Origin of the sequence: Arenibacter latericius DSM 15913 (genome assembly GCF_000424985.1) — a bacterium.
GTDB lineage: Bacteria > Bacteroidota > Bacteroidia > Flavobacteriales > Flavobacteriaceae > Arenibacter > Arenibacter latericius.
This window is the reverse complement of the sequence record NZ_AUKX01000002.1, coordinates 52917-79544: the sequence shown is the minus strand read 5'-3', so window position 1 is coordinate 79544 and position 26628 is coordinate 52917. Positions and strand designations below refer to the sequence as shown.

At 37.5% G+C, this 26628-nt stretch carries 17 protein-coding genes; 7 read left to right on the top strand and 10 right to left on the bottom strand.

Annotated features, from left to right (window positions below):
* Positions 1–107: 107 nt before the first annotated feature.
* From H344_RS0101280 to H344_RS0101270, 3 genes are all read right to left on the bottom strand, one after another.
* Entirely contained in the window at positions 108–1643 is a 1536-nt protein-coding gene (locus H344_RS0101280) for a SulP family inorganic anion transporter (RefSeq protein WP_026808628.1), read from the bottom strand.
* An 82-nt stretch (positions 1644–1725) separates the two neighbouring features.
* Positions 1726–2694 (bottom strand): phytanoyl-CoA dioxygenase family protein, encoded by a 969-nt coding sequence (locus H344_RS0101275; protein WP_026808627.1) that lies wholly within the window; start codon positions 2692–2694, stop codon positions 1726–1728.
* Positions 2695–3082: 388 nt separating this feature from the next.
* Entirely contained in the window at positions 3083–4009 is a 927-nt protein-coding gene (locus H344_RS0101270; protein WP_026808626.1) for a nicotinic acid mononucleotide adenyltransferase, read from the bottom strand.
* Between the two features lie 372 nt (positions 4010–4381).
* Here H344_RS0101270 and H344_RS0101265 point away from each other — a divergent pair, with 372 nt between their 5' ends.
* Complete coding sequence (locus H344_RS0101265) at positions 4382–5383, top strand: NAD(P)H-dependent glycerol-3-phosphate dehydrogenase (RefSeq protein WP_026808625.1); 1002 nt, start codon at positions 4382–4384, stop codon at positions 5381–5383.
* 51 nt (positions 5384–5434) lie between these two features.
* Here H344_RS0101265 and H344_RS0101260 read toward each other — a convergent pair whose 3' ends face one another.
* The 3 genes from H344_RS0101260 to H344_RS0101250 all read right to left on the bottom strand — a co-directional run bounded on the left by H344_RS0101260 (position 5435) and on the right by H344_RS0101250 (position 10059).
* The gene (locus tag H344_RS0101260) at positions 5435–7102 is read right to left on the bottom strand and encodes a glycerol-3-phosphate dehydrogenase/oxidase (protein ID WP_034255974.1); all 1668 of its coding nucleotides are present in this window, start codon (positions 7100–7102) and stop codon (positions 5435–5437) included.
* A gap of 99 nt (positions 7103–7201) precedes the next feature.
* On the bottom strand, positions 7202–9580 hold the full coding sequence (pbpC, locus tag H344_RS0101255; protein ID WP_051254004.1) for a penicillin-binding protein 1C: 2379 nt from the start codon (positions 9578–9580) through the stop codon (positions 7202–7204).
* A 122-nt stretch (positions 9581–9702) separates the two neighbouring features.
* On the bottom strand, positions 9703–10059 hold the full coding sequence (locus H344_RS0101250; protein WP_026808622.1) for a hypothetical protein: 357 nt from the start codon (positions 10057–10059) through the stop codon (positions 9703–9705).
* Between the two features lie 114 nt (positions 10060–10173).
* Here H344_RS0101250 and H344_RS0101245 point away from each other — a divergent pair, with 114 nt between their 5' ends.
* Complete coding sequence (locus tag H344_RS0101245) at positions 10174–10710, top strand: CvpA family protein (RefSeq protein ID WP_026808621.1); 537 nt, start codon at positions 10174–10176, stop codon at positions 10708–10710.
* Between the two features lie 104 nt (positions 10711–10814).
* Here the strand turns inward: H344_RS0101245 and H344_RS0101240 are convergent, their stop codons facing one another.
* Positions 10815–11360: a DUF5004 domain-containing protein gene (locus H344_RS0101240; RefSeq protein WP_026808620.1), complete on the bottom strand. Its 546-nt coding sequence runs from the start codon at positions 11358–11360 to the stop codon at positions 10815–10817.
* Positions 11361–11451: 91 nt separating this feature from the next.
* Entirely contained in the window at positions 11452–16962 is a 5511-nt protein-coding gene (locus H344_RS0101235) for an alpha-2-macroglobulin family protein (RefSeq protein WP_026808619.1), read from the bottom strand.
* Positions 16963–17295: 333 nt separating this feature from the next.
* Between H344_RS0101235 and H344_RS0101230 the strand changes: the two genes are divergently transcribed.
* The 3 genes from H344_RS0101230 to amaB all read left to right on the top strand — a co-directional run bounded on the left by H344_RS0101230 (position 17296) and on the right by amaB (position 20141).
* The gene (locus H344_RS0101230; protein WP_051254001.1) at positions 17296–17766 is read left to right on the top strand and encodes a CAP domain-containing protein; all 471 of its coding nucleotides are present in this window, start codon (positions 17296–17298) and stop codon (positions 17764–17766) included.
* Between the two features lie 177 nt (positions 17767–17943).
* Positions 17944–18489: a 3-hydroxyanthranilate 3,4-dioxygenase gene (locus H344_RS0101225; RefSeq protein WP_026808617.1), complete on the top strand. Its 546-nt coding sequence runs from the start codon at positions 17944–17946 to the stop codon at positions 18487–18489.
* A 98-nt stretch (positions 18490–18587) separates the two neighbouring features.
* Positions 18588–20141 carry an L-piperidine-6-carboxylate dehydrogenase gene (amaB, locus tag H344_RS0101220; protein ID WP_026808616.1) on the top strand — a complete coding sequence of 518 codons (1554 nt, stop codon included), beginning with the start codon at positions 18588–18590 and terminating at the stop codon, positions 20139–20141.
* A 585-nt stretch (positions 20142–20726) separates the two neighbouring features.
* On the opposite strand, the gene H344_RS0101215 is transcribed toward amaB, so the two are convergent.
* Together H344_RS0101215 and H344_RS0101210 are read right to left on the bottom strand one after the other, a co-directional pair.
* The gene (locus H344_RS0101215) at positions 20727–21737 is read right to left on the bottom strand and encodes an acyl-ACP desaturase (RefSeq protein ID WP_026808615.1); all 1011 of its coding nucleotides are present in this window, start codon (positions 21735–21737) and stop codon (positions 20727–20729) included.
* 65 nt (positions 21738–21802) lie between these two features.
* On the bottom strand, positions 21803–22528 hold the full coding sequence (locus tag H344_RS0101210; RefSeq protein ID WP_026808614.1) for a metallophosphoesterase: 726 nt from the start codon (positions 22526–22528) through the stop codon (positions 21803–21805).
* A 504-nt stretch (positions 22529–23032) separates the two neighbouring features.
* Here H344_RS0101210 and H344_RS0101205 point away from each other — a divergent pair.
* Both H344_RS0101205 and H344_RS0101200 read left to right on the top strand, forming a co-directional pair.
* Positions 23033–25585, top strand: a complete 2553-nt coding sequence (locus H344_RS0101205; RefSeq protein ID WP_026808613.1) for an adenosylcobalamin-dependent ribonucleoside-diphosphate reductase — start codon at positions 23033–23035, stop codon at positions 25583–25585.
* A 91-nt stretch (positions 25586–25676) separates the two neighbouring features.
* The gene (locus H344_RS0101200; RefSeq protein ID WP_026808612.1) at positions 25677–26627 is read left to right on the top strand and encodes a carbohydrate kinase family protein; all 951 of its coding nucleotides are present in this window, start codon (positions 25677–25679) and stop codon (positions 26625–26627) included.
* Position 26628 lies beyond the last annotated feature (1 nt).

Here is a 26628-nt window from a genome sequence, read left to right as displayed (position 1 = left end):
CCATAAAACTATCCAAAACTTAAGTTAGCTAAAGTTCGTGTTCTCGGGCTTGCCCGAGGGAGGGACTCAATACTCAATACTTTGTACTCACTACTTTATACTTAATACTATTTATTAAGCATTACTCTATAAGTAGGATCTTCAATTATATTTACTTCTATAACACTTTCGGCATTTGTCAATAACCTTAGACAATCTTGACTTAGGTGTCTTAGACGTAATGTTTTCCCTTGTTTTTGATATTTGGCAGTAATTTTATTTAGGGCATCTATGGCCGACATATCTACGACCTTACTCTCTTTAAAATCGATGACCACTTCTTCAGGATCGTTTTCTACATCGAATTTTTCAATAAATGTTGCAGTAGAACCAAAGAAAAGCGGACCGTAAATTTCATAATGTTTCACCCCGTTTTCGTCTACACTTTTCCTTGCTCTAATACGTTTAGCACTTTCCCATGCAAACACCAAAGAAGAAATAATAACTCCGATCAATACCGCTACAGCCAAATTGTGGAACACTACTGTAACTACAGCTACTAAGATTAACACAAAAATATCGTGCTTAGGCATCTTATTAATTACTTTAAAGCTAACCCACTCAAAGGTTCCTATAGCCACCACCATCATCACTCCTACTAATGCGGCCATTGGAATTTGTTCTATTACGGGTCCACCTACTAAAATGATGAACAAAATTGTCATTGCTCCAATAATAGCAGAGAGTCGCGCTCTTGCTCCAGAACCAACATTTACTAGTGTTTGTGCCACCATAGCACAACCTCCCATACCACCAAAGAATCCGTTGGTAATATTCGCTATACCTTGTGCAGCGGCTTCCCTATTAGATTTACCTCTAGTATTAGTAATTTCATCTACCATATTTAGGGTCAATAGAGATTCTATAAGCCCCACTCCCGCCATAACCATTGCATATGGCATAATAATCGTTAACGTCTCTAGGGTAAAAGGAACATTTGGGATATGGAACGAAGGTAACGAACCACTTACAGTAGCAATATCTAATACTTTTTTAGTATCTATATCGAGGAAGAAAACAATCCCAAATACCACTAATATAGCTACTAATGAAGGTGGAACTGCTTTAGTAACTTTTGGCCACAAGGCTACAATTGCGATAGTTAATAAGGTTAAACCGGCCATTATATATAGTGCTGAGCCTTCCATCCATACCTCAGCGCCACCTTCCATAGTCTTAAATTGGGCTACCTGTGCCATAAATATAATCACGGCAAGTCCATTTAAGAAACCAAACATTACTGGTTGCGGAATAAGTCGAACAAACTTCCCTAACTTAAAGAGTCCTACTAATAATTGTAGCAGTCCAGCTAGGGCCACCGCAGCAAAAAGATATTCTACTCCGTGTGTAGCTGCTAGCGCAATTAGTACAACCACTGTAGCACCGGCACCACCCGAAACCATACCAGGTCTACCTCCAAAAATAGCTGTCACAATCCCCATTAAGAAGGCAGCATAAAGTCCCGTTAAAGGAGATAAACCTGCCAATATAGCGAATGAGAGCGACTCTGGTATCATTGTCATAGCCACCGTGAGTCCAGCTAAAATTTCAGTTTTGTAATTTACTTTTTGCTTAAAGTCAAAGAGATTTAAATACTTTTTCACGTTTTTTATTTAAGGGTGCAAAAGTACTGCTTTTCCTTATTTTTAAGTGTATTAAAACACTAAAATTCAGTTTACCACGCAACTACCACAGTTTTAAACCCAATAGTTTTGCTCCTAACTCACTTAATTCTGCTTTTGGATATTTTAGCTGTTCCCAATTTCTTGGATCTCCAGGAAAGGCATATCCTTCAGGAGCCACCCTATTTCGCCAAGAATTTATCCTCCATTCACGAAGTGGTTTATTATCTTCCTCTGCTGGCATCATAGAGATATACTGAGCAATTCGCACCTTATTTTTACTGCGATTAGGCCTAATCCCATGCGGCAATAAACTATTAAAAATCAACAGATCTCCAGCCTCTAGCTTTACCTTTACAATCTTATCTTGCAAATTGCTTACATCTGGTAGAAAGCGGTCTCTATCATCGGGCTGTGTAGTCTTCCAGGTTTCGTAATTACGATATAACCATGGGATGCATTGAAAACCGCCCATATTTTCATCAGTTTGATCGGACAGCGCCAAAACCCCCTGAACATTTTGTGGCTTAGTCTCCGGATCATAATCCCAATGGATAAATCCCTTTTGTTCATAACCAGGCCTATTGGGAAAATTTAAGTTAGCTCTATCAATGGTTACCCATAATTTCTCTGTACCCCAAACATCTACAAAAGCATCATAAACTCTTTGCTGCTGCCTATTGTTCCATAACACCTGATTATTATACACTTCTACCATTCCCGTGCCTGTTAACTCTTTCATTTTCATTTCAGCTCGTGGAGGAGCATACCAACTTTCCGGATTATTAGGGTCTTTCTCATCAAATTCCCATAAGAATTGGGCCGTCTCCCGAACTTGAGCCTTTGATATGGCATTTTTAATAATAACATACCCGTTATGTACCCAAAATTGCCAATCGGCCTCACTTAGCACTCGCAATTTTGATTCTTTTTTCCTGTCGTTTAGTTTTATACTGCTTGTAGTAGCTGTAGATGGATTGCCAGGAATTGCTTCATGATATTTATTACCCATTTCTATTTTCGATTTTTTCATAACAGCTAATTTTTAACTTCTTAATCAATTTATATAGTGACTTATTAGGCCTAGAAATGTAATAGGAACCCAAGATTTATAGAATTAATTCCTATACACTCACCCCTTTCTCTTAAACAATTAAGGTACAGATTGTTAATTAAATTAACTACTATGACACTGAAAAATAATTGGGAGATCATATTTAGATACTTGAAATAAGTACGGTAAACCCCATCAACATTTCGAGGCAACCATCTGAGCATTGAAGTCTCCACAAAGTACCTAAAACGTAAAACCGCCCCTACTTCATCGCAGGGACGGCTTTAACCTATTAACCATCTAAAATCTTATTTAATCTTAAAGCAATATTATAGCTGCATTACGTTCACTGAATTAGAGCCTATACCTACCCTTTTCTTTTTACAGATACATTCATTGTTGCATTTTCTGTTTTCACTCTTTTTTTACTAACTGGTGATGCGCTAGACTTTAAATAGGTAGTAAACCCTCTGCCTTTAAAAGTGTAAACAGTTCCACTACCCGTATGATATAGCTCTACGGTACTGTCATTAATAACATACAGTTCAAAATAGTCACTCCCCATGAAATCATAATCCAAAGTTACCGCTTTAACTAGGTGGTTATTAGCAAGGTTGTAAACCTCATAACCTCCTTGGTAATCCCAAATTATCTTATTTAAAGCAATTCCATTAGGGTCTAATGAAGATCGAAAACCACTACCTTTTGAATCCTCAAAAAATTGCAAGTAATTTTCATCATCAAACTCATTTATTTCCCCCTCACTACTTGTTTTCACCTTTTCCCATAGATCATATTCCTGAAGAAAATATTGTAAGTTATCGTAGAATACCTTGTCATAATTAAAGTTATTTCTTTGGTAACCCTTTAAAAAGTAAGAAGTATCACTTTGACTATCGTATAGCTCAATAGTATTATTACTCACTACAAACACCTCTAAACCCCATAAACCATCTACATCATGATCTATATTGAGCCTTCCATTAGCAGTATTAAAGAACCCTACTGGTATTCCATAACCATTCCCAGTTTTACCAAATCCGGCTAAGTTATTGTTAGCATATAGTTCCCCTCCTCTAAAAGAAACCGTAAAAGCTCGCTGTAGAAAAGGCACTTCACCATTTCCCAAGGTAGCATTTATGTCTACATACCACAATTCATAAGAATGTACTAACTCCCTTAAATTAGGTCCGGCTTCTTGTATATAGTCGTCCTCCACAATAACTTCGGTATAACAGCTAGTTACCAAAGCTCCCATTAAAAACATGATGGATAGTAGTTTTATAGTTTTCATATGCTTCCTTTTTATCGGTTATTCAAAAATCTTAAAACAATCATCATGCCGAATTTTTCAACATGTTGATTAACAACATGTTAAATACTTTTAGATTTTTATTAACGACAGAATTATATCCCTTCCAATTAGAAGTCAGCACATCATAATTGAATTTTGAAACTCCAGAAAACCGTACTACATTGCCGACCAATAAAATAACAGGGACCACTATTGCTTTAGTAGCCCCGTCCTTTCTTTTTATATAGGACATCATAAGATTACCGTACTGCTAGAAAGGAGGAGGTATAGCAGGAGTCCGGTTTGTTATATTGGTCATCCTAATACTGGTCCATTAGAAGGGGAAGTAAAAAAATTAATACCTTTATGCTGATGAAAAACGATAAGAGTTTCGCCGTTTTAGGTGGGGGAAGTTGGGCTACGGCCATTGTAAAAATGTTAACTGAAAATGCCGACGTAGTGCAATGGTATATGCGCAATACGGATGCTATAGAACATATACAGAGTCATAGGCACAACCCTAAATACCTAAGTTCAGTAGAGTTTAAAACGGATCAGTTAAAACTAACTGATGATATGAATGTTGCAATAGCTAATGCAGACGTCCTTATTTTTGCAATTCCTTCAGCTTTCTTAGATTCAGAATTAAAGCAATTGACTGTCCCTCTAAAGGATAAAATTATTTTTTCTGCTATTAAGGGAATTGTTCCGGAGTCTGGTTTAATAGTGGGAGAGCATTTTAATGAACACTATCAGGTTCCTTTCGAAAATATAGGGGTAATTACTGGGCCTTGCCATGCCGAGGAAGTAGCCTTAGAGCGACTTTCTTATTTAACCATTGCCTGTGCAGATACTGAAAAGGCAGAATTGGTAGCCAAACATTTAAGCAGCGATTATATTAAGACCAAAATATCGGATGATATTATAGGTACGGAATATGCCGCAATGTTAAAAAATGTTTATGCAATAGCAGCAGGAATTGCACACGGGCTTGGATATGGGGACAATTTCCAGAGTGTCCTAATGAGCAATGCTATTAGAGAAATGAAGCGCTTTATTAAACAGGTACACAAAATGAAACGCAACATCAACAACTCGGCTTATTTGGGTGATCTGCTAGTTACTGGATATTCTATTTTTAGCCGTAACCGTATGTTTGGCAATATGATAGGCAAAGGTTACACTGTAAAAAGCGCTATGATGGAAATGAAAATGGTTGCCGAGGGCTACTACGCCACAAAAAGCGCCTATTTAATTATATCAAAAAGAAAAAAAGAATCGAAAACCCCCATTTTAAATGCGGTTTACGAAGTGTTATACGAAGAGAAGAACCCAAAACGTGTCTTTAAAGAATTGACCGATAAATTGGATTAAATACCTCCCTAACTATATATTATTACGCTTATAGTTAGGGAGATTAATATTTTACTCCCTAGCTAGGGAAAAGTTGGAGTGTTCCTCTATTTCCATTTCTAGGGTTTTCCTATAGGTATCGATGGTATCTTTATCTAGCTTGTAAGCTCTTTGAAACTCTTCTAAAATAGGTTCCATTAACTTTTTTACACTTTCTATATCAAAGTACAAACGCCCCGTTCTTCTTATAAAGAAATCCATTGGAGTTATCACCATTTCATGTTCAATTGCAAATTTCAGCTCAGCCTTAGCCATACCTATAGCATGATCCTGATCTTTTTGCTTGGCATATTCAGCCAGTATAGATTCGGTTTGTTTGCCATAATTAGTCACCAAATACCAGGCGTCATATTTCGAAAATCCGTCTGAAGCCAATCTTTCGTGTACTTCTGAAATATACTTTTTAACGTGCTTGTACTTCTTAAAATCGTTTCCACAAAGCGGAATTTTATCTGTAGCACAGTCTTTTAATTCACCACCATACTCTTCTTCTATCTTTTTAGCCACCTTATCCACTACTCTTTCGGCCATTTTCCTGTATCCAGTAAGTTTACCACCTGCAATACTAATCAACCCGGAATCTGAAGTGAAAATTTCATCCTTTCGAGAGAGTTCTGAAGCTGATTTCCCTTCTTCATGAATCAGCGGTCTTAAACCTGCCCATGAGGAAATTACATCCTCTAGCTTCAAATTAATTTTTGGAAACATATTATTCACTGCGGAAATTAGGTAAAGCGCATCAGTCATATCAACCCTCACTCTATCCTTATCTTCAGTATAGTTGGTATCTGTGGTACCTACATAAGTAATTTTCCCCCTAGGTATGGCAAACATCATTCTACCATCAGGGATATCAAAATAAACAGATTGTTTTATAGGTAACTTATCATAGGGAAAAACCAAATGAACTCCTTTTGTAAGATGCAATCGTTTGCCTTTTTTGGAGTTGTTAAGCGACCTCAGTTCATCTACCCATGGTCCCGCTGCACTAATCACATATTTAGACTTTATTATAAACTCACTATTGGAAATATGATCTAAAACCTTAACTCCTGCTACTTTATCATCGTTATAAATAAACTGTGAAACTTCGGCATAGTTTATAGCTGTAGCTCCAAACTGTAGACTTGTTTTTATTGTCTCTAATGTTAACCGGGCATCATCAGTACGGTATTCTGCATAATAACCAGCACCATTAAGAATCTTTTTAGGTAAGAGCGGCTCTAATTTTAATGCTTCTTTCTTCTTCAGCATTTGCCGTTTATCATCTCCAGTCACCTGAGCTAGAATATCGTATACTTTTAACCCAATTGATGTAAGCCATTTTCCATAGGACCCGTTTTCTATTAGGGGCAGCAACATTTTTTCTGGCAATACCAAGTGAGGCGCTAGCTTGTGCACAATTGCACGTTCTGAACCTACTTCCTTAACCAACCAAAAATCGAACTGCTTAAGGTAACGCAATCCCCCATGTATTAGCTTGGTAGATTTGCTACTGGTTCCCGAAGCAAAATCGTTCTTTTCTATTAAAGCTACTTTTAATCCTCTAGCAGCAGCGTCTAGCGCAATTCCACCTCCAGTAATTCCACCTCCAATAACAACGAGGTCAAACGATTCTTCTTTTAGTTTGTTAACGGTTTTTTGTCTATCCAAATTGGAAAATGGCACATTACTTTTCATCAAATCTATTTTTAGGAGATTAACAAGACATCTAATTAATTTATTGAAAACTTAGTTAATAAAGATATGAGTTTTCACTCCAGTATCAAAAGAGAAATGCTACTCTACAGAAATGTTAACCATAATTTCATTTCCCAAATTATCTACTGCGGTAATACGGTGCATTCCTTTTTTTGGGATATACCCTATTTCATGGAAATTAACAGTTTCTCCTAAAAAAGTTTCATTAAAATACCAATATACCTTCGCATCAGGTTTAGTATGCGCCACTTTAAAGACCAATTCCCCTGTTTTTCCAGTAAAATTTTTGGTAAGGGTAATTCTACTTCCATCTTTGGGATAAATAAAAGCCATCTCTGGGGTGCCGGCTTGCTTACAATTAGATTTAAAGGGAGGTAACATAGCATAGGTAGGATTACTCCTTTGGTAGTAATACCCCATTAATGGAGGTAATACAAACCAAGGCTCTGTACGGATTTCGGTGATTTTTTCACAAGAAGAATTTACTCTAAACGCACCTTTTTGATCCAAATGTACTAGGGTATGATACTCACAAACCTTTACATACTGCTTTTTGTTAGGAATACGAATGCTCGTGGCTGGACAAATGTTGGATGCCAAAAAACCACTATCTGCACAAACATCAATTGTAGTGAACTCATCTTCAGGAATAGGAAACCAAGAGGAGTTAGGGAGAACATCAAACACATCAAATAAGATAGGGGCGGCCGTATTTAATCCCATCATATTAGGTCTTCCTTCCCCATCTGCATTACCTACCCACACACCTACCACATAGTCTTTAGTTACTCCAATAGCCCAAGCGTCCTTATTTCCAAAGCTAGTCCCTGTTTTCCAAGCAATTTTCTTGGAAGAATCGTAGAACTCCCACGACTCACTACCCTCTGGCCTATTTAATTCTTTCATAGCCTCAAAAGTGAGGTAGATACTTGCGGCATCAAATATGGTTTTTTCTGTGGTTAGCTCACCAAAATTGGGGTACAAGCCCTCACGGACTATTGGTTCTGTAAATTCTCCAGTATAATATTCACTAGAAGTTTTATTAAAATGGTTAACGGTAGAAGCTAAAGAAGCATATGTTTTACAGAGGTCCCAAAGATTGCTTTCGGCCCCGCCAAGAATAAGCGTCAGCCCATAATGATCTGCGGGTTTATTAAGCCCCCTTAACTTAAAAAGGTCTAATTGATCTCTAAACTTATGCAACCCATAATCTTGCAACAACCGTACAGACGGAATATTTAAGGACCTTGCCAAAGCCCTGTCTGCTCTTACCGCTCCACTATAAGTTAAATCGAAATTTTCAGGAGAGTAACCTGCAATACGAGTAGGAATGTCTGGCACTAGCATTCGGGGCAATAATTCCCCCGCATCTAACATAGCAGTATATAAGAGTGGTTTAATAACACTTCCCGTACTACGATTGGCGTGTACCATATCTACATCTTCCTCATGATCTGACCCTGCCGAAGTATTACCTACATAAGACAGCACCTTTCTGCTATTAACCTCCATTACAAAGACCGCAGCGTTGTGAACCTGATTCTGTCTAAGAATCTTATGGTGATTATTTACTATTGCATTTACATTAGATTGTAAATAGGGATCTAAAGTAGTGGTAATGCGCTCACCCTTATTGCTCTTTGCTAAAAACTGCAACAAATGAGGAGCCTTATTTGGTAAATTATAAGGTTTTGTGGGCAATTTTTCTAGTAGGGACAACTGATAGGTAAGACTATCTAGATATTGATTCTTATGAAGTTTATAAAGTAATCTATTCCTTTTTTCTAATAATTTTTGCTGATTCTTCCCAGGATAAATAAGACTGGGAGCATTAGGTAAAACAGCCAATGTAGCAGCTTCTGCCCATGACAATTGATGTGGCTGCAATCCAAAATAACGCCATGCTGCCATTTCCAAGCCCACTACATTGCCACCAAAAGGAGCGTGACTTGCATACTGCTTTAATATTTCTTTTTTGGAATAGCGCAATTCTACCCTAGTGGCAAGAACCAATTCTTTAACTTTCTCCCAATAGGTTCTATTTTGCTGGTGGCGAGATAAGCGTACCAACTGCTGAGTAATAGTACTTCCACCCCTTACCGTTTTTCCGGATCTCCAATTAGCGGCAAAAGCTTTAGCCATAGAAACAGGATTAAAGCCAGGGTGGTTATAAAAATAGGCATCCTCAAAATTTAAAATACTCACCTCAAATTTATAGGGAACACTATCTACTGCCGGGAATCGCCACTGGCCATCGTCCGCAATACGTGCCCCTAAAAGTTCTCCAGAAGCAGTCTCTACCACTGTTGCTGTAGGAACATTAAACAGCTTGTTTGGCAAACAAAAATAATAGCCGATAAAAATGAGTATCGTTAAGGATAGTACTATAAAATGTTTTCTTTTCTTTACCGAAAAGGCCCTACCTCCACCACTTGATAGTATATCGTTTCTATCCATTTAAGTATTATATCCCCATTAGGCCTTTGCCTATTATGCTTCCTAAAGTTAAGCATACTATAACACCATCCCAAACCAAGCAATACGCTCCAAAACAGAGCAGTATTTTGAGTCTTGTTCCTTTATGAAATATATTCCTTTTCTAAAAAATAACCCACTAATGCTTCTTTCATTAAAACGGATTGCTCCCCAGCTCTTAAGGCAGGTAGCTCTTCTTTTATGGTATAATGCGGCCAACCATCTTCATCAAAATAATCGAACTCATAATAACCATAAGGTTCCAAAAGCCTACAAATGGCTATATGCATTAGGTTTAGCTTTTCGTCTTTTTTATATTTCCTATGGATTTGACCTAATTCTTGAAGTCCTACCAAATATATTATTGCGTCTAATTCTAACGGATCATTATCCGCAAATTGCGCAGAAAGTTTCTCTACCAAAACCTTCCATCTTTCTTTTAACTCTGTATCTCTTGACATAATACTATTTCCTATTCCAGATCTTTATTCTGTTCTTCAATTCGCAATGTGGATTTCACAGAATTATCAAAGGTACAAATCAAAGTTCTATATTTGTAAAAAGCGAAATTAAGAATGGGAATTTTAGACATTATATTAGGGCTGCTATTAGTTTATGGCCTTTACAAGGGCATTAGAAATGGCCTATTTGTGGAATTAGCTTCCCTAATAGCCGTAATTGCAGGCCTGTATGGAGCAATTCATTTTTCTTATATTACTGGAGAATACCTCTCTAAAAATATGGATTGGGATGAGCAGCACATGAACACTATAGCTTTCGCACTTACTTTTATTCTTATCGTTATCCTTGTAATTCTCATTGGAAAAATATTGACAAAAATAGCCGACTTTGCCATGTTAGGGCTCTTAAATAAATTGGCAGGCGCTGTATTTGGCACTTTAAAAGTTGCGGTAATATTAGGTGCTTTTTTAGTTTTTTTTGAAAAGGGAAATAATCAGCTTGGTGTTATAAAATCTGATTTTATGGAAGAATCTAAACTGTACACCCCAGTAAAAGAAATTGGCGCATTTGTTTTTAGCAGAGTATTAAAAGAGACCCAATCTTTTAATGATGATGATAAAGAACATGAAGATAGTTTTCTGTCTTTTTAAGCTATAGATTTCCGCAATAACAGCTTCAGAAACTAGTTATTATTTATAAAAAATGGGCCAGACAATAAAATCTGACCCATTTTTCCTATAAATTCCAACGCCTACTATTCTGGTTGTAAATCGTTTGCTACTTTAGTATAAGTAAAGGTAACATTTGTTTGAATTTTTATACCGTGTACATCTGTAATAGTGTAATTACCTTCATAAGAAAAAGCGGTCTTATTATCGTTAAACTCCAAAGGCAAAGTTTGCACAAAACAGTTACTTACCATGCTTAAAACAGTTTCTTTTAATTTCCAGGTCCCAGTAAATTTTGCTTTATTACTACAATCGGTCGCATTCTGACCCTCCGAATTGGTATAAGCTCTATCCTCTGTAAAAACAAAGTCTACATCCTTTTTACAATCTGAATATTGTACGTAAATATCCTTCTTAGGATTGTTCTCACTATCCTCCGTAATATCCACTTCCTTATCTGCTACAATCCCAGTTAACTCCCATGTGCCCAACATCACATTTTCGTTTTCCATAAGAGTTCCTGTAAAATCCTCAGCACATTCAAATTCCGCGTCGTCGGAGAGGTTACAACTATTAAGGCCAATTGCAAGTGCAACGGCTCCAAAACTCATTAATGCATTTCTTAATTTCATAGATAGAATTTTTGTTATCACCCCTTATAATGCAAAAACTTTTATTTGGTTGCGTGAAAAACAACATAAAATTTCTATTACGTTATTATAATTATTGAGTCACTTCTATCCATTGCCCCTTTGTACGTACAAAATAATCATTATCATACATGGCTTCTGCCTGTATTCCCGGCAGATAATAATTTCCTAAATACGAGGCATTCAACAATATCCGAAGGGTTTTTGTTTCGTTTGCCTTCATATCAAAATAAAAATGCGCACGATCATCCCTAAGGTCTGTGTAGGTTACTTCGTTTTCTACAAAATCACCAAAATCTGTAAATCGGGTGTTTACAATTTCCCATCCACTAGGGAAAATCTGGGAAAGAGCAATGTTCTTAAGATCTTCAGGCTTAGTATTGGTCAAAGATACTTCGGCTACAAAGTTTGTACCCTGACTTAACTTACTAGGATTAATAACAGTACCATCTCTACCTTTATAGATTACCTTGGCCACCATATTTCGGGAGATTTCTTTCTCTTCCCCAACAGGTAAAACCCCACTTTTTATAATACTTACAAATAAAGTATTATCTCCATCGTTCTTTATAACAAGCGTGTTATTACCCTTACTTATTTTCAAGTCCATATTCTCCAGGGCTTTTTCTGATGCTATCTGAGTTGCTTTTTGATTGAACTGAACTGAAGCTTTTATTCCTTTTCCACCGATCATTTCTGCAAATTTGGCCATCGCCAATAAGCTGTAAGCAGTACTCTGTGTACTCATCCATCTATCTTCCGACAATCGTTTCGCAAGCATTTTAGCCAGCTCCTGGGATTTCACTTTATCCCCCAATAGCACATAGGTCTCCAGAGCCATAGCTCTATTCCTATATATAGATCCATAAGTCCTATAATACCCATCTTTATCATGCTGATTATAATTAGCTGTTCTCAAAATTTCTCTAGCCACTTTGGTTTGTCCGATTAATCCGTAAGTAGCAGCCAATCTAAATTTCCCCTCATTAGATAAGGCAGTAGTCTCTCTAAGTCGGTTCATAGAGGCTATATCTGCATTTCCAGAAAATGCCAATGTATACAATCTATAAGCCTGTGCTAGATCGGAGGTATTAGATCCACCTCGCCATGCTTTAGCCATATTCTGTTGATATTTTATCCAACTAGATTTAAATCCTATGGGCAACACATATCCTTTCTTTTCGGCTTCCAATAAAAAATGCCCAACAAAAGAAGTGCTCCAATCATCAGCCTGATGCTGTCCCGGCCAATAAGAAAATCCACCCGACGGGAGTTGATGTGTCGCTGCTCTTTTAATAACGTCTTCCACATTCTGTTGGATCTCTTTTTTCTTATTAGAATTAAGATCAAAAATATCAGTAAGAAATAATTGAGGGAAAGCACCAGAAGTTATCTGCTCTAAACACCCATGAGGATAGTTAATTAAATACTCCATCCGCCCATTAAAATTCATGGCTGGAAGCGTAGAGAATTCTAGCTGTGCCGTATTACTTCCCTCTATTCCGAAAGTGGTTAATGCTAGGGAGCGCGACTCATTAGGAGCTAATGTAAGATTTTCCGTTTGGATGCTGATCGGGTTGGGGTTCACCACATCTATCTCTATTTCAAAAGAAGCTTTCTCACCATTCCCCGAAGCCTCTACAACCACCTTACCTATTCCATTAAAATCGGACACCTGTAGTTGAAAGTACGCCATCTTTTCATCTGGCTTGTCAAAAGATACCGTTTGCACTGCATTGCCCAACACCTTAATCGAAGGGTTAGGCTTTAACTTTAAATTCACCTCCTTAACCTTGTTTTCCATAGCAAATACCGTAACAGGCAAGGTTACCGTTTCCCCAGGAGTAATTTTTCGGGGTAGTGAAGCAAGAACCATCAAAGGCTTACGTACGGGAGTAGTTTCTTCCGCCATCCCATAGGCCGCTTTTTCAGCATTACCCGCTACCACCATGGTACGCACAGAACCTACATATTTTGGTATATTAATTTCGTGGGCTTTGGTTTCCCCTGCTTTCAGAGAGAATGGCCCCATAAACACCACCATAGGCTCAAAACGATTTGCTTTTTTATTTTTTGCTCCTGCTAATTCCCCATCACCTCCAATAGCAAATACCTGATCTATTCTACCTCCAAACGCTCCAATAACATCATCGTACACATCCCAACTTTTAACACCTAACGCTTCTTTTGCATAGAAGGTTTTCCAAGGATCTGGAGTGGCAAACCTTGTTAAATCTAACAGCCCCTCATCTACCATAGCAATACTGTAGGTCATCGCCTTGCCTTGTTTTTCTTTCACTTTTACGGTAACCTTCTCTTCTGGCCTTAATACTTTAGGCATAGCAATGGAAGGCTCTAGTTTTGTTGACGGATTTTCTACTGATATAGGTACAATTCCATATAGTCTTATAGGGTTATCGTTTAAGGTAGAAGCATGTGGCTGCAGTAAGCTAATATTGATAAACACATTAGGAGCATGTAGTTCTGTAATCGGAAGTTGGAATTTAGTTTCCCCTTGCGTAGTTGTCACCCAATGGGCATCTAAAACCTCAACTCCGTTCTCCATAGTAACCAATGCCCTTCCCCCTTTAGCGCTAGGGAAAGTAATTGTGGCCATTTCACCAACATTATATTTCTCTTTATCTGTAGAGAATACTAACATGGTAGCTGCAGAGGGATCGCTCTTTCTTGACTTCCCTTCCCAGCTAGGCCAATCTACATAAACCGTAGATGCAGTAGAATGCTGCCCTTTAGGGTCTTCTACCCTTACCAAATACCTACCCCAATCAGGATACTTTAATTCAAAAGAAAAAGACCCTCGTCCCTTGGAGTCAGTATTTATAGTCTTCTCGAATATTTTTTCTTTATACTGGTCGCTATTAAAATTAGAAAGGTTCTCTTGAGAGGTCTCCCACCACCATCTCCAATTTATCTTGTAAATAGATACTTTTAAATTCTCCGTAGCCTTAGGACTACCATTTTCATCTACCGTTACCACACCAAAATTATGAGGTACATCAGTCAGAAGCATTCCACTAGTCTTATCACCTTCGGGTATATTTAATCCCACGTAGGTAGAATAGGGTGAGTACGTTTTAGCAAACACATCCGTACTAAAATCACCGCCATTTTCATAGACTTTAGTCACAAAAACAGCACTCAGCATCCCTGGAGCAGGACTACTAAATTTTGGATCCATTGTAAAGGTAGCACGTCCTTCTCCATCTATTTTGTTATTAAAGACTAGTTGGTCTTCCATCGTAAAAGCGCGCGTAGGATCATCAAAAACATAATTAGGGAACGCTTTAAAAGTGGTATTTTGTACTTTAAATTTCGCAGTAATATCGGCTTTTAGATTTTTAGCCACTGCCCCATGCAACCAGGCCACTTGCATATTTCCGCTAATAGGGGAAGTACTACTAAGGAGCTCTTTACCAAACGCTGTTTTAATCTTAAGTCTATTAGGCTTGATAGTCTCTACTTTTATTGTTTTTGTAAACGTAGCTCCGCCTACGCTAATTTTTGCCAACCAATTACCTGTAGGTGCATTTTCATCGGTCTTATACTGAAAACTATAAAAATTATTTAACCCCTGGGTGCTTAACTCACGGTGCACCAATTTATTATAGGGATCTATAAGTTCTAATTTCACAGGATGTTGGGAAGGAAGTTTATTATCGTTATCATTCAGCATAAACGATAGGTAGATATTATCGCCGGGGCGCCAAACTCCTCTTTCCCCGAAAATAAATCCTTTTATCCCTTTCTGGATGACTTCTCCATCTACTTTAAACTTACTTACCGAAAGTACATTTCCATCGTTTAGTTTAACATATGTTTTTTGACCTTGGCTCTCTACCACAGCAAAAAAGGCTAGGTGTTCAGAGTTATACCTAGATGTTCCATCCTCCTCTGTAATTACCTGTCCCAATGGTTGCTGTTGGTAATTAAAAAAGGTAACCTTGGCTCCCGCTATAGGTGCGGTGTTTACAATATTATTAACCGCAATAAAGTAACTTTTATTGGTACCTCGTTTTATAGTGACCCCAATGTCCGAAGCCAAAACATTTGTCCCAATAGTTTTATCATAATAGTAGGAAGTATGGCAAGGGTTATCTCGTTGGTTCCAATCGTAATTATAGTAATAATCACTATAATAATCTTCTACCCCATCCCAAGATCTGGAATCTACTTCCTCTTTGGAGTCCAAATCATCCGATTCCATAACGCCAAAATTGGTTTCATTACATTCGTAAAGGCTATACGATGGTTTTATACTTAATTCTACCCTATATATTGCTCCAACTTCTGGTCTAATTAATGTTTTTAGATCCAGAGCATGTGCGGTCCATTTCCCACTGCGGACTGCAATACTGTTACCTAAATCAATAGTTTTAGTTGCAATGGGTCGCGCAACAGCTTTTAGGTCATAACTCTCATTAATATTATTTTGCTGAAGGAATTGCAGCACATTATCTTCAAAGATTCGAAGTACAGAAACGTGAACCGACTTTAAATTTACCGTTTCAAAATTTATTTTTAGATTATTGGAAGAGGGTAAAATAGTACCGCTAGAAAGAAGTCTCACTTGAGGTTTTACTTGCTCAAAGGCTATACTTTGGGTGAAATTAGATTTTAATCGGTACCCCTCCACACTTTGTATACCTTCAAAAACAGAAAGCTTCATAGAGCCTTTTGCTTCTACGGAAGGATATACTTTTAGTACATTTCCTTCAATAGCATATTTAGGACTCTCATCGCCCTCCAAAACCACCAATCCTTTTAAATTCTGACCTTTTTTTAAGGGATCGGAAAAATTGATTAGCAACACTTGGCTACCGTCCGTTTCAACAATCGCATCTAAAACACTAAAATTATTTTTCCCCGGAATCATTACAGAATTTTTACCGGAACTTTCAATTCCCAAACCGCTACCATCCCAAACTATTTCCAAGTCCGTATCTTCTTCAAAACGGGAAATACTATCTATTTTAAACGGAAATTGGTAACCCTCCTTTACTGCGGAATCAAATTTTAAAGGTATGTTTTTACCTTTCTGCGATGCTGTAATAAGTGTTTTTGCTTCTTTTAATGATAATTGATCGGAAGTAATTAACTGCCCTTCTAAATATTGATATTCTTTGGAATAAGACTGGATTGCCTGAGTATATACATTAAACTGCTGCTTTATGGTCTTTACCCCAAAAGTAAAGTTTTGCAAGTCTTTAGGTATTTCTGACACCAACTCCTTTAAGTTTAACGTAAAATGATAGTTGGTATCCTGCTTAAAAGATTTTTCCGGAATAAAAGCGAGAGTACGGGTATCTAAGACAATTACTTTTCCTTGTATTTTAGGGGATACTTTCATCAGGTCCGCATTCAACTCCTGTCCGCTTTCCCAATCATCTACGGGAGTTTTAAACACAACCCTTACATCTGATTTAGTAGAGATTATTCCGTGAGTAATTTCAGCAATATAATCTTGATAAAGATTAATATTATCTAAAGTTAAACTCTCGACTTTCCGCTCTTGATTACAACCTACAATAATGAGTGGTAGAAGGACACGTAAAAGTAATTTCATAGGAGTATGTATTTGGCCTTGTAAATATATAAGGAATTCCGGGTTTACCTTTCCTTTCTCACCTATAGCACATTAAAGATATAATATTTACCTAATGGAAAGTGTTTTATAAACTAGGCAAAATGTTTTTTTTAATCCAAAATAGCGGATGCAATTAGGTGAAAATCCCACCAAAGGTTTAATTATTCGCCATAATGCAATTTTAAAACAACAATATATTGTATTTCAACTATTTTTTGTAACATTATAACGTTGGTCACGAGAAGCCAACCTAATTTAGAACACAAGAATACCCCATTTTTCCCGCTTACCTGCTTGTAAATAGAACACTATATGAAAACGCATTATGTATTAATGCTTTTGTTCGCGTTTGCAATGAGTTCTTGTAGTACCGAGACTATAGAACCCACCTTTAATGAAACAGCAACAAACGCGGTAAAAGTAGAAGAGCAAATACTGCTACTCGTTAATGAGCACAGAGCCTCATTAGATCTTAATGAGTTAAGTTTTAGCGACCTGGCCTATGAGCATGCCAACAAACACACTGATTATATGATTGCCAAAGGCACTACTAATCATGATAACTTTAAGGTGCGTGCTTCCACTATTTCCTCAGCAACAAATGCTACTTTGGTATCGGAAAATGTCGCTAAGGATTATGAAACTGCCTTAGAAGCTTTCCAACAATGGTTAGCAAGTAGTGACCATCGCAAAACTATAGAGGGCGAATTTACCCATAGTGCAGTTAGTGCTAAACGCAACAGCGAAGGAAAGCTGTATTTTACACACCTCTTTTATAGATAAATAGAAAAACAGCACTTCTTAATTCTCATTCAATATCTAAAATTGCAGAAAGCAAGGCTAGAATGACCCTACTTTTCTTATTTTTGAGATTAGACAGGTGTAATTGTTGGTATACCGTTAAAATTTCACCTACGTTACCCCCGTTACATTATTCTAATAAATAAAGCAGGAAAAAGTATGTCTATAAAACGGCCATTTAATTTAGTCCAATGGATTTCAGAAAACCGTGAAATCTTAAAACCTCCAGTTGGCAATAAAAACCTATATACTGAATCTGGAGATTATATTGTGATGGTAGTAGCCGGTCCAAATGCCCGGAAAGACTATCATTATAATGAAACCGAAGAGCTCTTTTATCAGTTAGAAGGAAATATAGAAGTGCACATCCAAGAAGACGGTAAAAAGAAAACCATGCATTTAGGTCCTGGCGACATGTATCTTCACCCAGCCAAGGTTCCCCATTCTCCCGTTAGACATGAAGGGTCCATAGGCCTAGTTATAGAACGTAAAAGAGCGGACATGGAAATAGATGACGGCCTGCTTTGGTTCTGCGATAATTGCAATAACAAATTGTATGAAGCTTACTTCACCTTAAATGATATTGAAAAAGATTTTCTAGCCCACTTTAAAGTTTTCTATAGCTCCAAAAAACTGAGAACCTGTAATAACTGCGGAACTGTAATGCCAATAGACCCTAGATATATTTCGGATGAAGACAAATAAATAGCTTTTGATACTGCTTTAAGATTACACATTATGTATATCCACTAATAAATTTGTAAATTCGAAAAATATCACAATTAACACCTAAAAAGTTATAAATGTCGAAAATAGCACAAGAATTTGGAATTCAAGATGCCCTCACCGCCTTGGGAATCAAAGATATTAATGAAGGAACTTCAACTGGATCTATAAATTTTTCATCTGGAGAAACTATTGATTCATTTTCCCCAGTGGACGGTGCTTTAATAGCAAAAGTTAAAACCACAACCAAAGCAGATTACGAAAAAGTAATGGATACGGCCACCGCCACCTTTAAGGAGTGGCGTACGAAACCTGCACCGGAACGAGGCGAGATTGTTAGACAATTTGGAAACAAATTAAGAGAATTAAAAGAACCTCTAGGAAAATTAGTTTCCTACGAGATGGGGAAAAGCTACCAAGAAGGACTTGGGGAAGTGCAAGAGATGATTGATATCTGTGATTTTGCAGTAGGGTTATCTAGACAGCTTCATGGACTCACCATGCATTCTGAACGACCTGGACATAGGATGTACGAACAATACCACCCCTTAGGCCCCGTAGGAATTATATCTGCCTTTAACTTTCCGGTTGCTGTTTGGGCATGGAACACGGCCTTAGCATGGGTATGCGGAGATGTTTGTATATGGAAACCAAGTGAAAAAACACCTCTTTGCGGTATTGCTTGTCAGAATATAGCTGCAGCTGTTTTTAAGGAAAATAACTTACCAGAAGGAATCTCCTGTTTAATTAATGGCGATTACAAGGTAGGCGAATTTATGACCCATGATGGTCGTATCCCATTAGTATCTGCTACAGGATCTATACGTATGGGAAAAATTGTTGCCCAAGCTGTAGCAGCAAGATTAGGGAAGTCTTTACTTGAATTAGGAGGAAACAACGCTATTATTGTAACCCCCGATGCCGATATTAAAATGACGGTAATAGGAGCCGTTTTTGGAGCGGTAGGGACTGCAGGTCAGCGATGTACTTCTACCCGAAGATTAATCATCCACGAATCTATTTATGATAAAGTTAAAGAAGCCATAACTACCGCTTACAAGCAATTGCGCATTGGAAACCCATTAGATGAAAACAACCATGTGGGACCATTAATTGACACAGATTCAGTAAAAAATTATGAACAAGCCCTTAAAAAGGTAGTGGAAGAAGGTGGAAAAATAATTGTAGAAGGCGGTGTTTTAAAAGGAGAAGGTTACGAAAGTGGATGCTATGTAAAACCTGCCATTGCTGAAGCAGAAAACAGCTATGATATTGTACAACACGAAACGTTTGGACCAGTGCTTTATCTCCTAAAATACTCTGGAGATATAGAGAATGCTATTGCCATACAGAATGGAGTGGTACAGGGCTTATCCTCAGCAATAATGACCAACAACCTTAGGGAAGCGGAACACTTTTTATCTGCCTACGGTAGCGACTGCGGAATTGCCAATGTAAATATTGGTACTTCTGGAGCTGAAATAGGTGGCGCTTTTGGAGGTGAAAAAGAAACTGGTGGCGGACGCGAATCTGGTTCTGACGCTTGGAAGATATATATGAGAAGACAGACTAATACCATTAATTACACTACTAAACTTCCTTTGGCCCAAGGAATTAAATTTGATTTATAGTACATAGTTTTAATAAAATCAATAAAGCCGTTCTATATCCATATTGGAAAGAACGGCTTTTCTATTTTTAGACATAAGTCTATAACAGTAAAATTTCAGAATAAGTCAGGAAAAAACCCGAAGCCATTAAAAATCTCCCCTCCCCCCGAATAGGCAAATTTGCAATAGCTGCGGGTTTAACCAAACTAACTCAAACTAACTTTTATGAAACCTATTTTAATTACCGAAACTAGTTCGGAAACAATAAGGTCTTATATGTAATTATGTATATGCTAATATTCATATTTATATTGACATTTTTGTAGGAATATATATAGATGGTCTTAAAATTTGTGTAATTGGTAGATTTTGAAGCAAGTAACCTTTCCTCAAGTCCGATTATAACATAAGTATGGGCAAACCCAACTCTCATTTAGAAGTTAAAGAGAGTACTTACCATATAAAGGAATAATTACGTTTGGGAAGGAACCACGTTTAAACATCAGAATTATATATATCCATAAAAAAAAAGCAATCTATTGTTTGGCATAATATACCGAAACAAATGATTGCCTTTATTTTGTATCTACTTAAGAAAAGATAGGACTACCTCATTCTCCCATTAGCCTCAACCCACTTAAATGTATATTGATCTTCAGGGAATTTCATCCTACTAGCAATTCGCTCTAAACGGCTAGGCAACTTCATTAAATAGTCTCGAGCTCTTTCAGCATCGTCATCTAATGCTCTTATATTTTCTAAATCCCAATAGCTATTCAATTTCTTAAGGATATCTATATAATCTTGCGCGGTATAAACCCCTAATCGCTGCGCGCAATTAGAAAAGCTTTCAAAAGCAGTACCAATACTACCGCCAGACTCCCTTAGAAAGTGTGCTGGCATAACAATCTTTTTCTTCATCATATCGGAAAAAGCTAACATCATCTGACTAGGATCGTGCTCAAAAATCAACTTCACAAATTCCCTATATGCCAAATGGTGACGCATCTCATCACCTGCAATAATGTTACACATTTTTCCAAGAAGCGAATTCCCTCCCTTTCTACACATTTGCCCTACTCTCTTATGGGATATATTGGTAGCCAATTCCTGAAAAGAGGTATATACAAAGTTTTTATACGGATCTCTATCTGTACCAATATCAAATCCATCTGCAAGTAAGTATTGCGTAGTTATCTCCATCTCCCTCATATTAACTCGCCCAGACAAATAGAGGTACTTATTTAAAACATCACCATGTCTATTTTCTTCTGCCGTCCAATGACGCACCCATTTAGACCAACCGTTCTTATTCTCTCCGTGCTGATCTATCCCTTCTACGTCCATTAACCAAGATTCGTAGGTAGGCAAAGCTTCTTCTGTAATAGTATCTGCAACCAAGGTAACCCATAGGTCATAACCTAGTTCCTTAGCTTCCTCTCTAATCTGAGTAACATGGTCTAAAAACCCCTCACTTTGAGAGTCGGGCAAAAAATCTGTTGGCTGCCAAATTTCCTCGATCGGAATAAGATAAGAGTCTATAAACCCCTCTACCTTGCTCTCAATCGCTCGCATTACTTCTATTCTTATATTCTTTTTCTTATCAGTAGTAGACATCGTTCAATCTTATTTTATGTAAATATCCTTATTAATCTCGAAATTTTATTAATTAACAGTTAATTTTAATTCCTACCGCTTTCCGTAGGGTACAACAAATGTACTGGATCAGACTGCCAATATTCCTTGGAATCAATATCCATCATAGTAAGCGGACCTTTAAAAGCCGCACCGGTATCTACATTCCAAATATTAACTGCCTTTATTGGGGCTGTACTTCCTATTCTTGTTACAGGAGTATGACCAATAAATATCTCCTTATAATGAGTTAATCTTTTAGGAAAAATGTTATCCTCAAAGCCTAATGAGGGATTTATTGCCAATGCCATTTCCCATAGCGTCCTATCCCAGTAAAACGCTTTGGAATCATATTCCTGCTCTACCCCCTTTAAATTAGTAAAACCCGCATGAATAAACAAGCGATTATCACTGTCAATATAATAATCTTTTAAATTATTATAAAATTCTAGATGAGTTTCCCTCACCCTATCGGTTACCTTTTCATAAGATTCTAGGGTAGCACTCCCCCCATGACGCAACCACAATTCATTATGCCCCCCTGTTTTTAACCAATCACTACAAAGTGTATCATGGTTCCCCCTAATAAAGGTACACTGTTGCCTATCTTGTAGGTCTAATAGAAAATCAACAGTTTCTACGGCCTCACTCCACCCATCTACATAATCTCCTAAAAAGATAAGATGATCCTTAGGACCTACCTTAGCTCTATCCATTAATTGCTCCAATGCCCTTAGTCCGGCATGGATATCACCAATAACCAATGTTCTCATGATGCAAAAATCGTAATTAACACTATCAAAACAAGAACAAAAGATACTAAAACCAGAAATTCATTACTTGGAAGCTTAAGAGAAGTATAAATCTACCTCCTAAAGTAGGTCTAAAGTTATTCTTTGACGCATTTAAAAACATTGTGAATAATTTTCAAAGCAATTAAATTTAAGCTAGCATAAAAATCTACAAACGCAGCTAAAAAGTCGAATAAAAGGTAAGCAAAATTCACCCGTAATCCTTTATAACACTAGCATTTAAGCTCTAAATTTAGAAGAAAAATTCGTATAATATACAAGTATTTAGCAATTCAACAAAACTATTATAATTAATTTTATTTGTTAACTTTTCAATGTTGATAAAATCACAATTACCTTACTATCAGTTATTTAACTTGTTTTTCTTGTAAACTTTACAAAATCACACTTTGTTGTTTATGACGAAAAATTCAATACTTTTACACTTTCTTAGACACAACCCCGTTAACGTAATATTTTTATTCTATGCCAACAAAATTAGCCCAAGACATCAAAAAGACCTATACACAGGAAGAAGCATTTGATGCCTCCCTTAAGTACTTTAAAGGAGACGACCTGGCCGCAAGGGTATGGGTAAACAAATACGCCCTAAAAGATTCGGACGGCAACATTTATGAACTTACCCCAAATGACATGCACCGTCGTATTGCTGGGGAAATTGCAAGGGTAGAAAAAAAATACCCTAATCCATTAAGTGAAGATCAAGTATTTGATCTAATTAAAGACTTTAAATATATTGTACCTCAAGGAAGCCCTATGGCGGGTATTGGAAACCCATTCCAAATCGCCTCGCTTTCCAATTGCTTTGTTATTGGTAACGAAGGTGTATCCGATTCCTATGGTGGCATTCTAAAAATAGATCAAGAGCAGGTACAATTAATGAAAAGACGTGGAGGGGTAGGGCACGACCTTTCCCATATACGCCCTAAAGGATCTGCGGTAAAAAACTCTGCACTAACTTCTACCGGACTAGTGCCATTTATGGAGCGTTATTCCAACACTACTAGAGAGGTAGCTCAAGACGGAAGAAGAGGGGCGCTAATGCTTTCTGTATCTATAAACCACCCCGATGCCGAGGATTTTATAGATGCCAAAATGGAGCAGGGAAAAGTTACAGGAGCCAATGTATCCGTTAGAATGGATAATGATTTTATGAAATCAGTGGAAACAGGAGATCCATACACCCAAAAATTTCCTATCCACAGCGACAACCCTAAAACAACCAAAAATATAGATGCCAAAAAATTGTGGAGCAAGATTGTTCATAACGCTTGGCAGTCTGCAGAACCTGGTATTTTATTTTGGGATACTATTATAAATGAATCCGTTCCAGATTGCTATGCAGACCTTGGTTACCAAACTGTATCTACTAACCCATGTGGCGAGATTCCTTTATGCCCATATGATTCTTGTCGTCTTTTAGCCATAAATCTTTTCTCTTATGTAGAGCAGCCATTTACCGACAAGGCTAAATTTAACTTCGAGTTATTTAAGCAACATATTGCTGCTGCTCAACGCATTATGGACGACATCATTGATCTAGAACTAGAGAAAATTGATGTTATTCTAGATAAGATTAAGTCAGATCCAGAATTAGAAGAGACTAAAGCTGTAGAACTTAGACTTTGGGAAAAAATAAAACAAAAAGCCGAAGAAGGTAGAAGAACCGGAATTGGGATTACTGCAGAAGGAGATATGCTAGCAGCATTAGGCCTTCGTTATGGTAGTGAAGAAGCCAACAATTTCTCCATTGAAGTACACAAAACTATTGCTATTGAAGCTTATAGGGCTTCTGTGCACACTGCAAAAGAAAGAGGGGCATTTGGAATATTTGATGCGGAACGCGAAAAGAAGAATCCTTTTATTCTTCGATTAAAGCAAGCAGATGAAAAGTTGTACTACGAAATGTTAGAGTACGGCCGTAGAAATATAGCACTATTGACCATTGCTCCAACCGGGACTACTAGCCTAATGACCCAGACCACTTCTGGTATAGAACCTGTATTCTTACCGGTTTACAAACGTAGACGTAAAGTAAACCCTAACGACAAGGAAGTTCGTGTAGACTTTGTAGATGAGATTGGTGACTCTTGGGAAGAATATACCGTATTTCACCATAGGTTTAAACAATGGATGAATGTTAACGGAATAGACACTGAAAAGAATTATAGCCAGGAAGAATTAAATGATATTGTAAAACAATCCCCTTACTATAAGGCCACATCAAATGATGTAGATTGGTTAAGTAAAGTACGCTTACAAGGTGCCGTACAAAAATGGGTAGACCACTCCATTAGTGTAACCATAAACCTACCAAATGATGCCACTGAAGAATTGGTTGGCAAATTGTATTTAGAAGCGTGGAAGGCAGGTTGTAAAGGGGTAACTGTTTATCGTGACGGATCTAGATCTGGAGTATTAATTTCTAACGAACCAAAAACTGAAGAGAACGAAGAGTCTCTTAACCCGTTCCCAGTAAAACGTCCATTGGTTTTGGAGGCTGATGTAGTAAGACTTCAGAACAACAAAGAAAAATGGATTGCATTTATTGGGTTAATCGACGGAAAGCCATATGAAATCTTTACCGGAATATCCGATGATGAGGATGGAATTTTAATTCCCCGTTGGGTAAGTAGAGGAGTAATCCTAAAGAGCAGAAATGAAGATGGCTCTTCACGATACGATTTCCAATACAAAAACAAACGAGGATACAAAACTACTATCGAGGGATTAAGCCATAAATTTAACCCGGAGTATTGGAATTATGCTAAATTAATTTCGAGCACCTTACGCCATGGCATGCCCATAGAAAAGGTAGTAGATTTAATCAATAGCCTACAACTAGACAGCGAATCTATTAACACCTGGAAGAACGGTGTAGCTAGAGCCCTAAAACGCTACGTAGAAGACGGTACAGAGGTTAAAGGCCAAAAGTGCGACGGATGTAACTCCACCAATATAATCTATCAGGAAGGATGCCTTACCTGTAAAGATTGTGGATCATCAAAATGTGGATAATCCATAACTCACTGCCATCAACTATGCTCTTTTATAAAAACAAAAGCATAGTTGATGGCTTTTTTTTGATAACTTAATCAAAAAAAAGACAATGAAGCATGTTTACTGTATTGGGGAATTATTAATCGATTTTGTTGCCAAAAAACAAGGGAACAGCCTAAGTAAGGCTACCGATTTCTCCAAAAAAGCAGGGGGAGCTCCCGCTAATGTTGCCGCCGCTATCGCTAAACTAGAAGGCACCAGCTATTTTGTGGGCTGCGTTGGACAAGATCCCTTTGGAACCTTTCTCTTAAACACTCTACAACAGGGGAATGTAAACACTTCCCTAGCGCAACGCTCTACAACTTTTACCACACTAGCATTTGTATCATTAGCTTCAGATGGAGAGCGCGATTTTGTTTTTAGTCGTGGTGCAGATAGAGAGTTAAGCTACAACCCTGACCTAAAGGAACATTTTAAAAATCAGATTGTCCATTTTGGTGCTGCCACCTCATTTTTAGGAGGAGAATTAGAAAAAACATACTCCAACTATTTACAAGATGCTATTTTAAGTAATGCTTTTATTTCTTTTGACCCTAACTTCAGGACCGATCTTTGGAAGGGCGCAGAAAACACTTTTGTAGAGAAATGCCTGCCGTTTATTAAAAAATCGCATTTAGCAAAATTTAGCCTAGAAGAGGCTCAATTAATTTCAGGGAAACAGGACCTCAAAGATGCCTGTGCTTTTTTACACCATTTAGGGGTAGAAATTATCACCATTACATTAGGTAAAGACGGTACATTTCTTAGCACCACTACCCACCAAAAAACAATCCCTAGCACAACTGTGAAACCGGTTGACACTACCGGGGCGGGAGACGCCTTTATAGGCTGTTTATTACAACAAATTTCTAAAATTGAAAACCCAACAAAACTTCAGGAATTATCGTATGCGCAACTAGAGGAAATGGTATTCCTTGCCAATAAGGCAGGAGCAATAACCACAACCAATTACGGTGCTATTGAATCCTTGCCAGATAAAAATCAATTGGAAGCGTTATAAA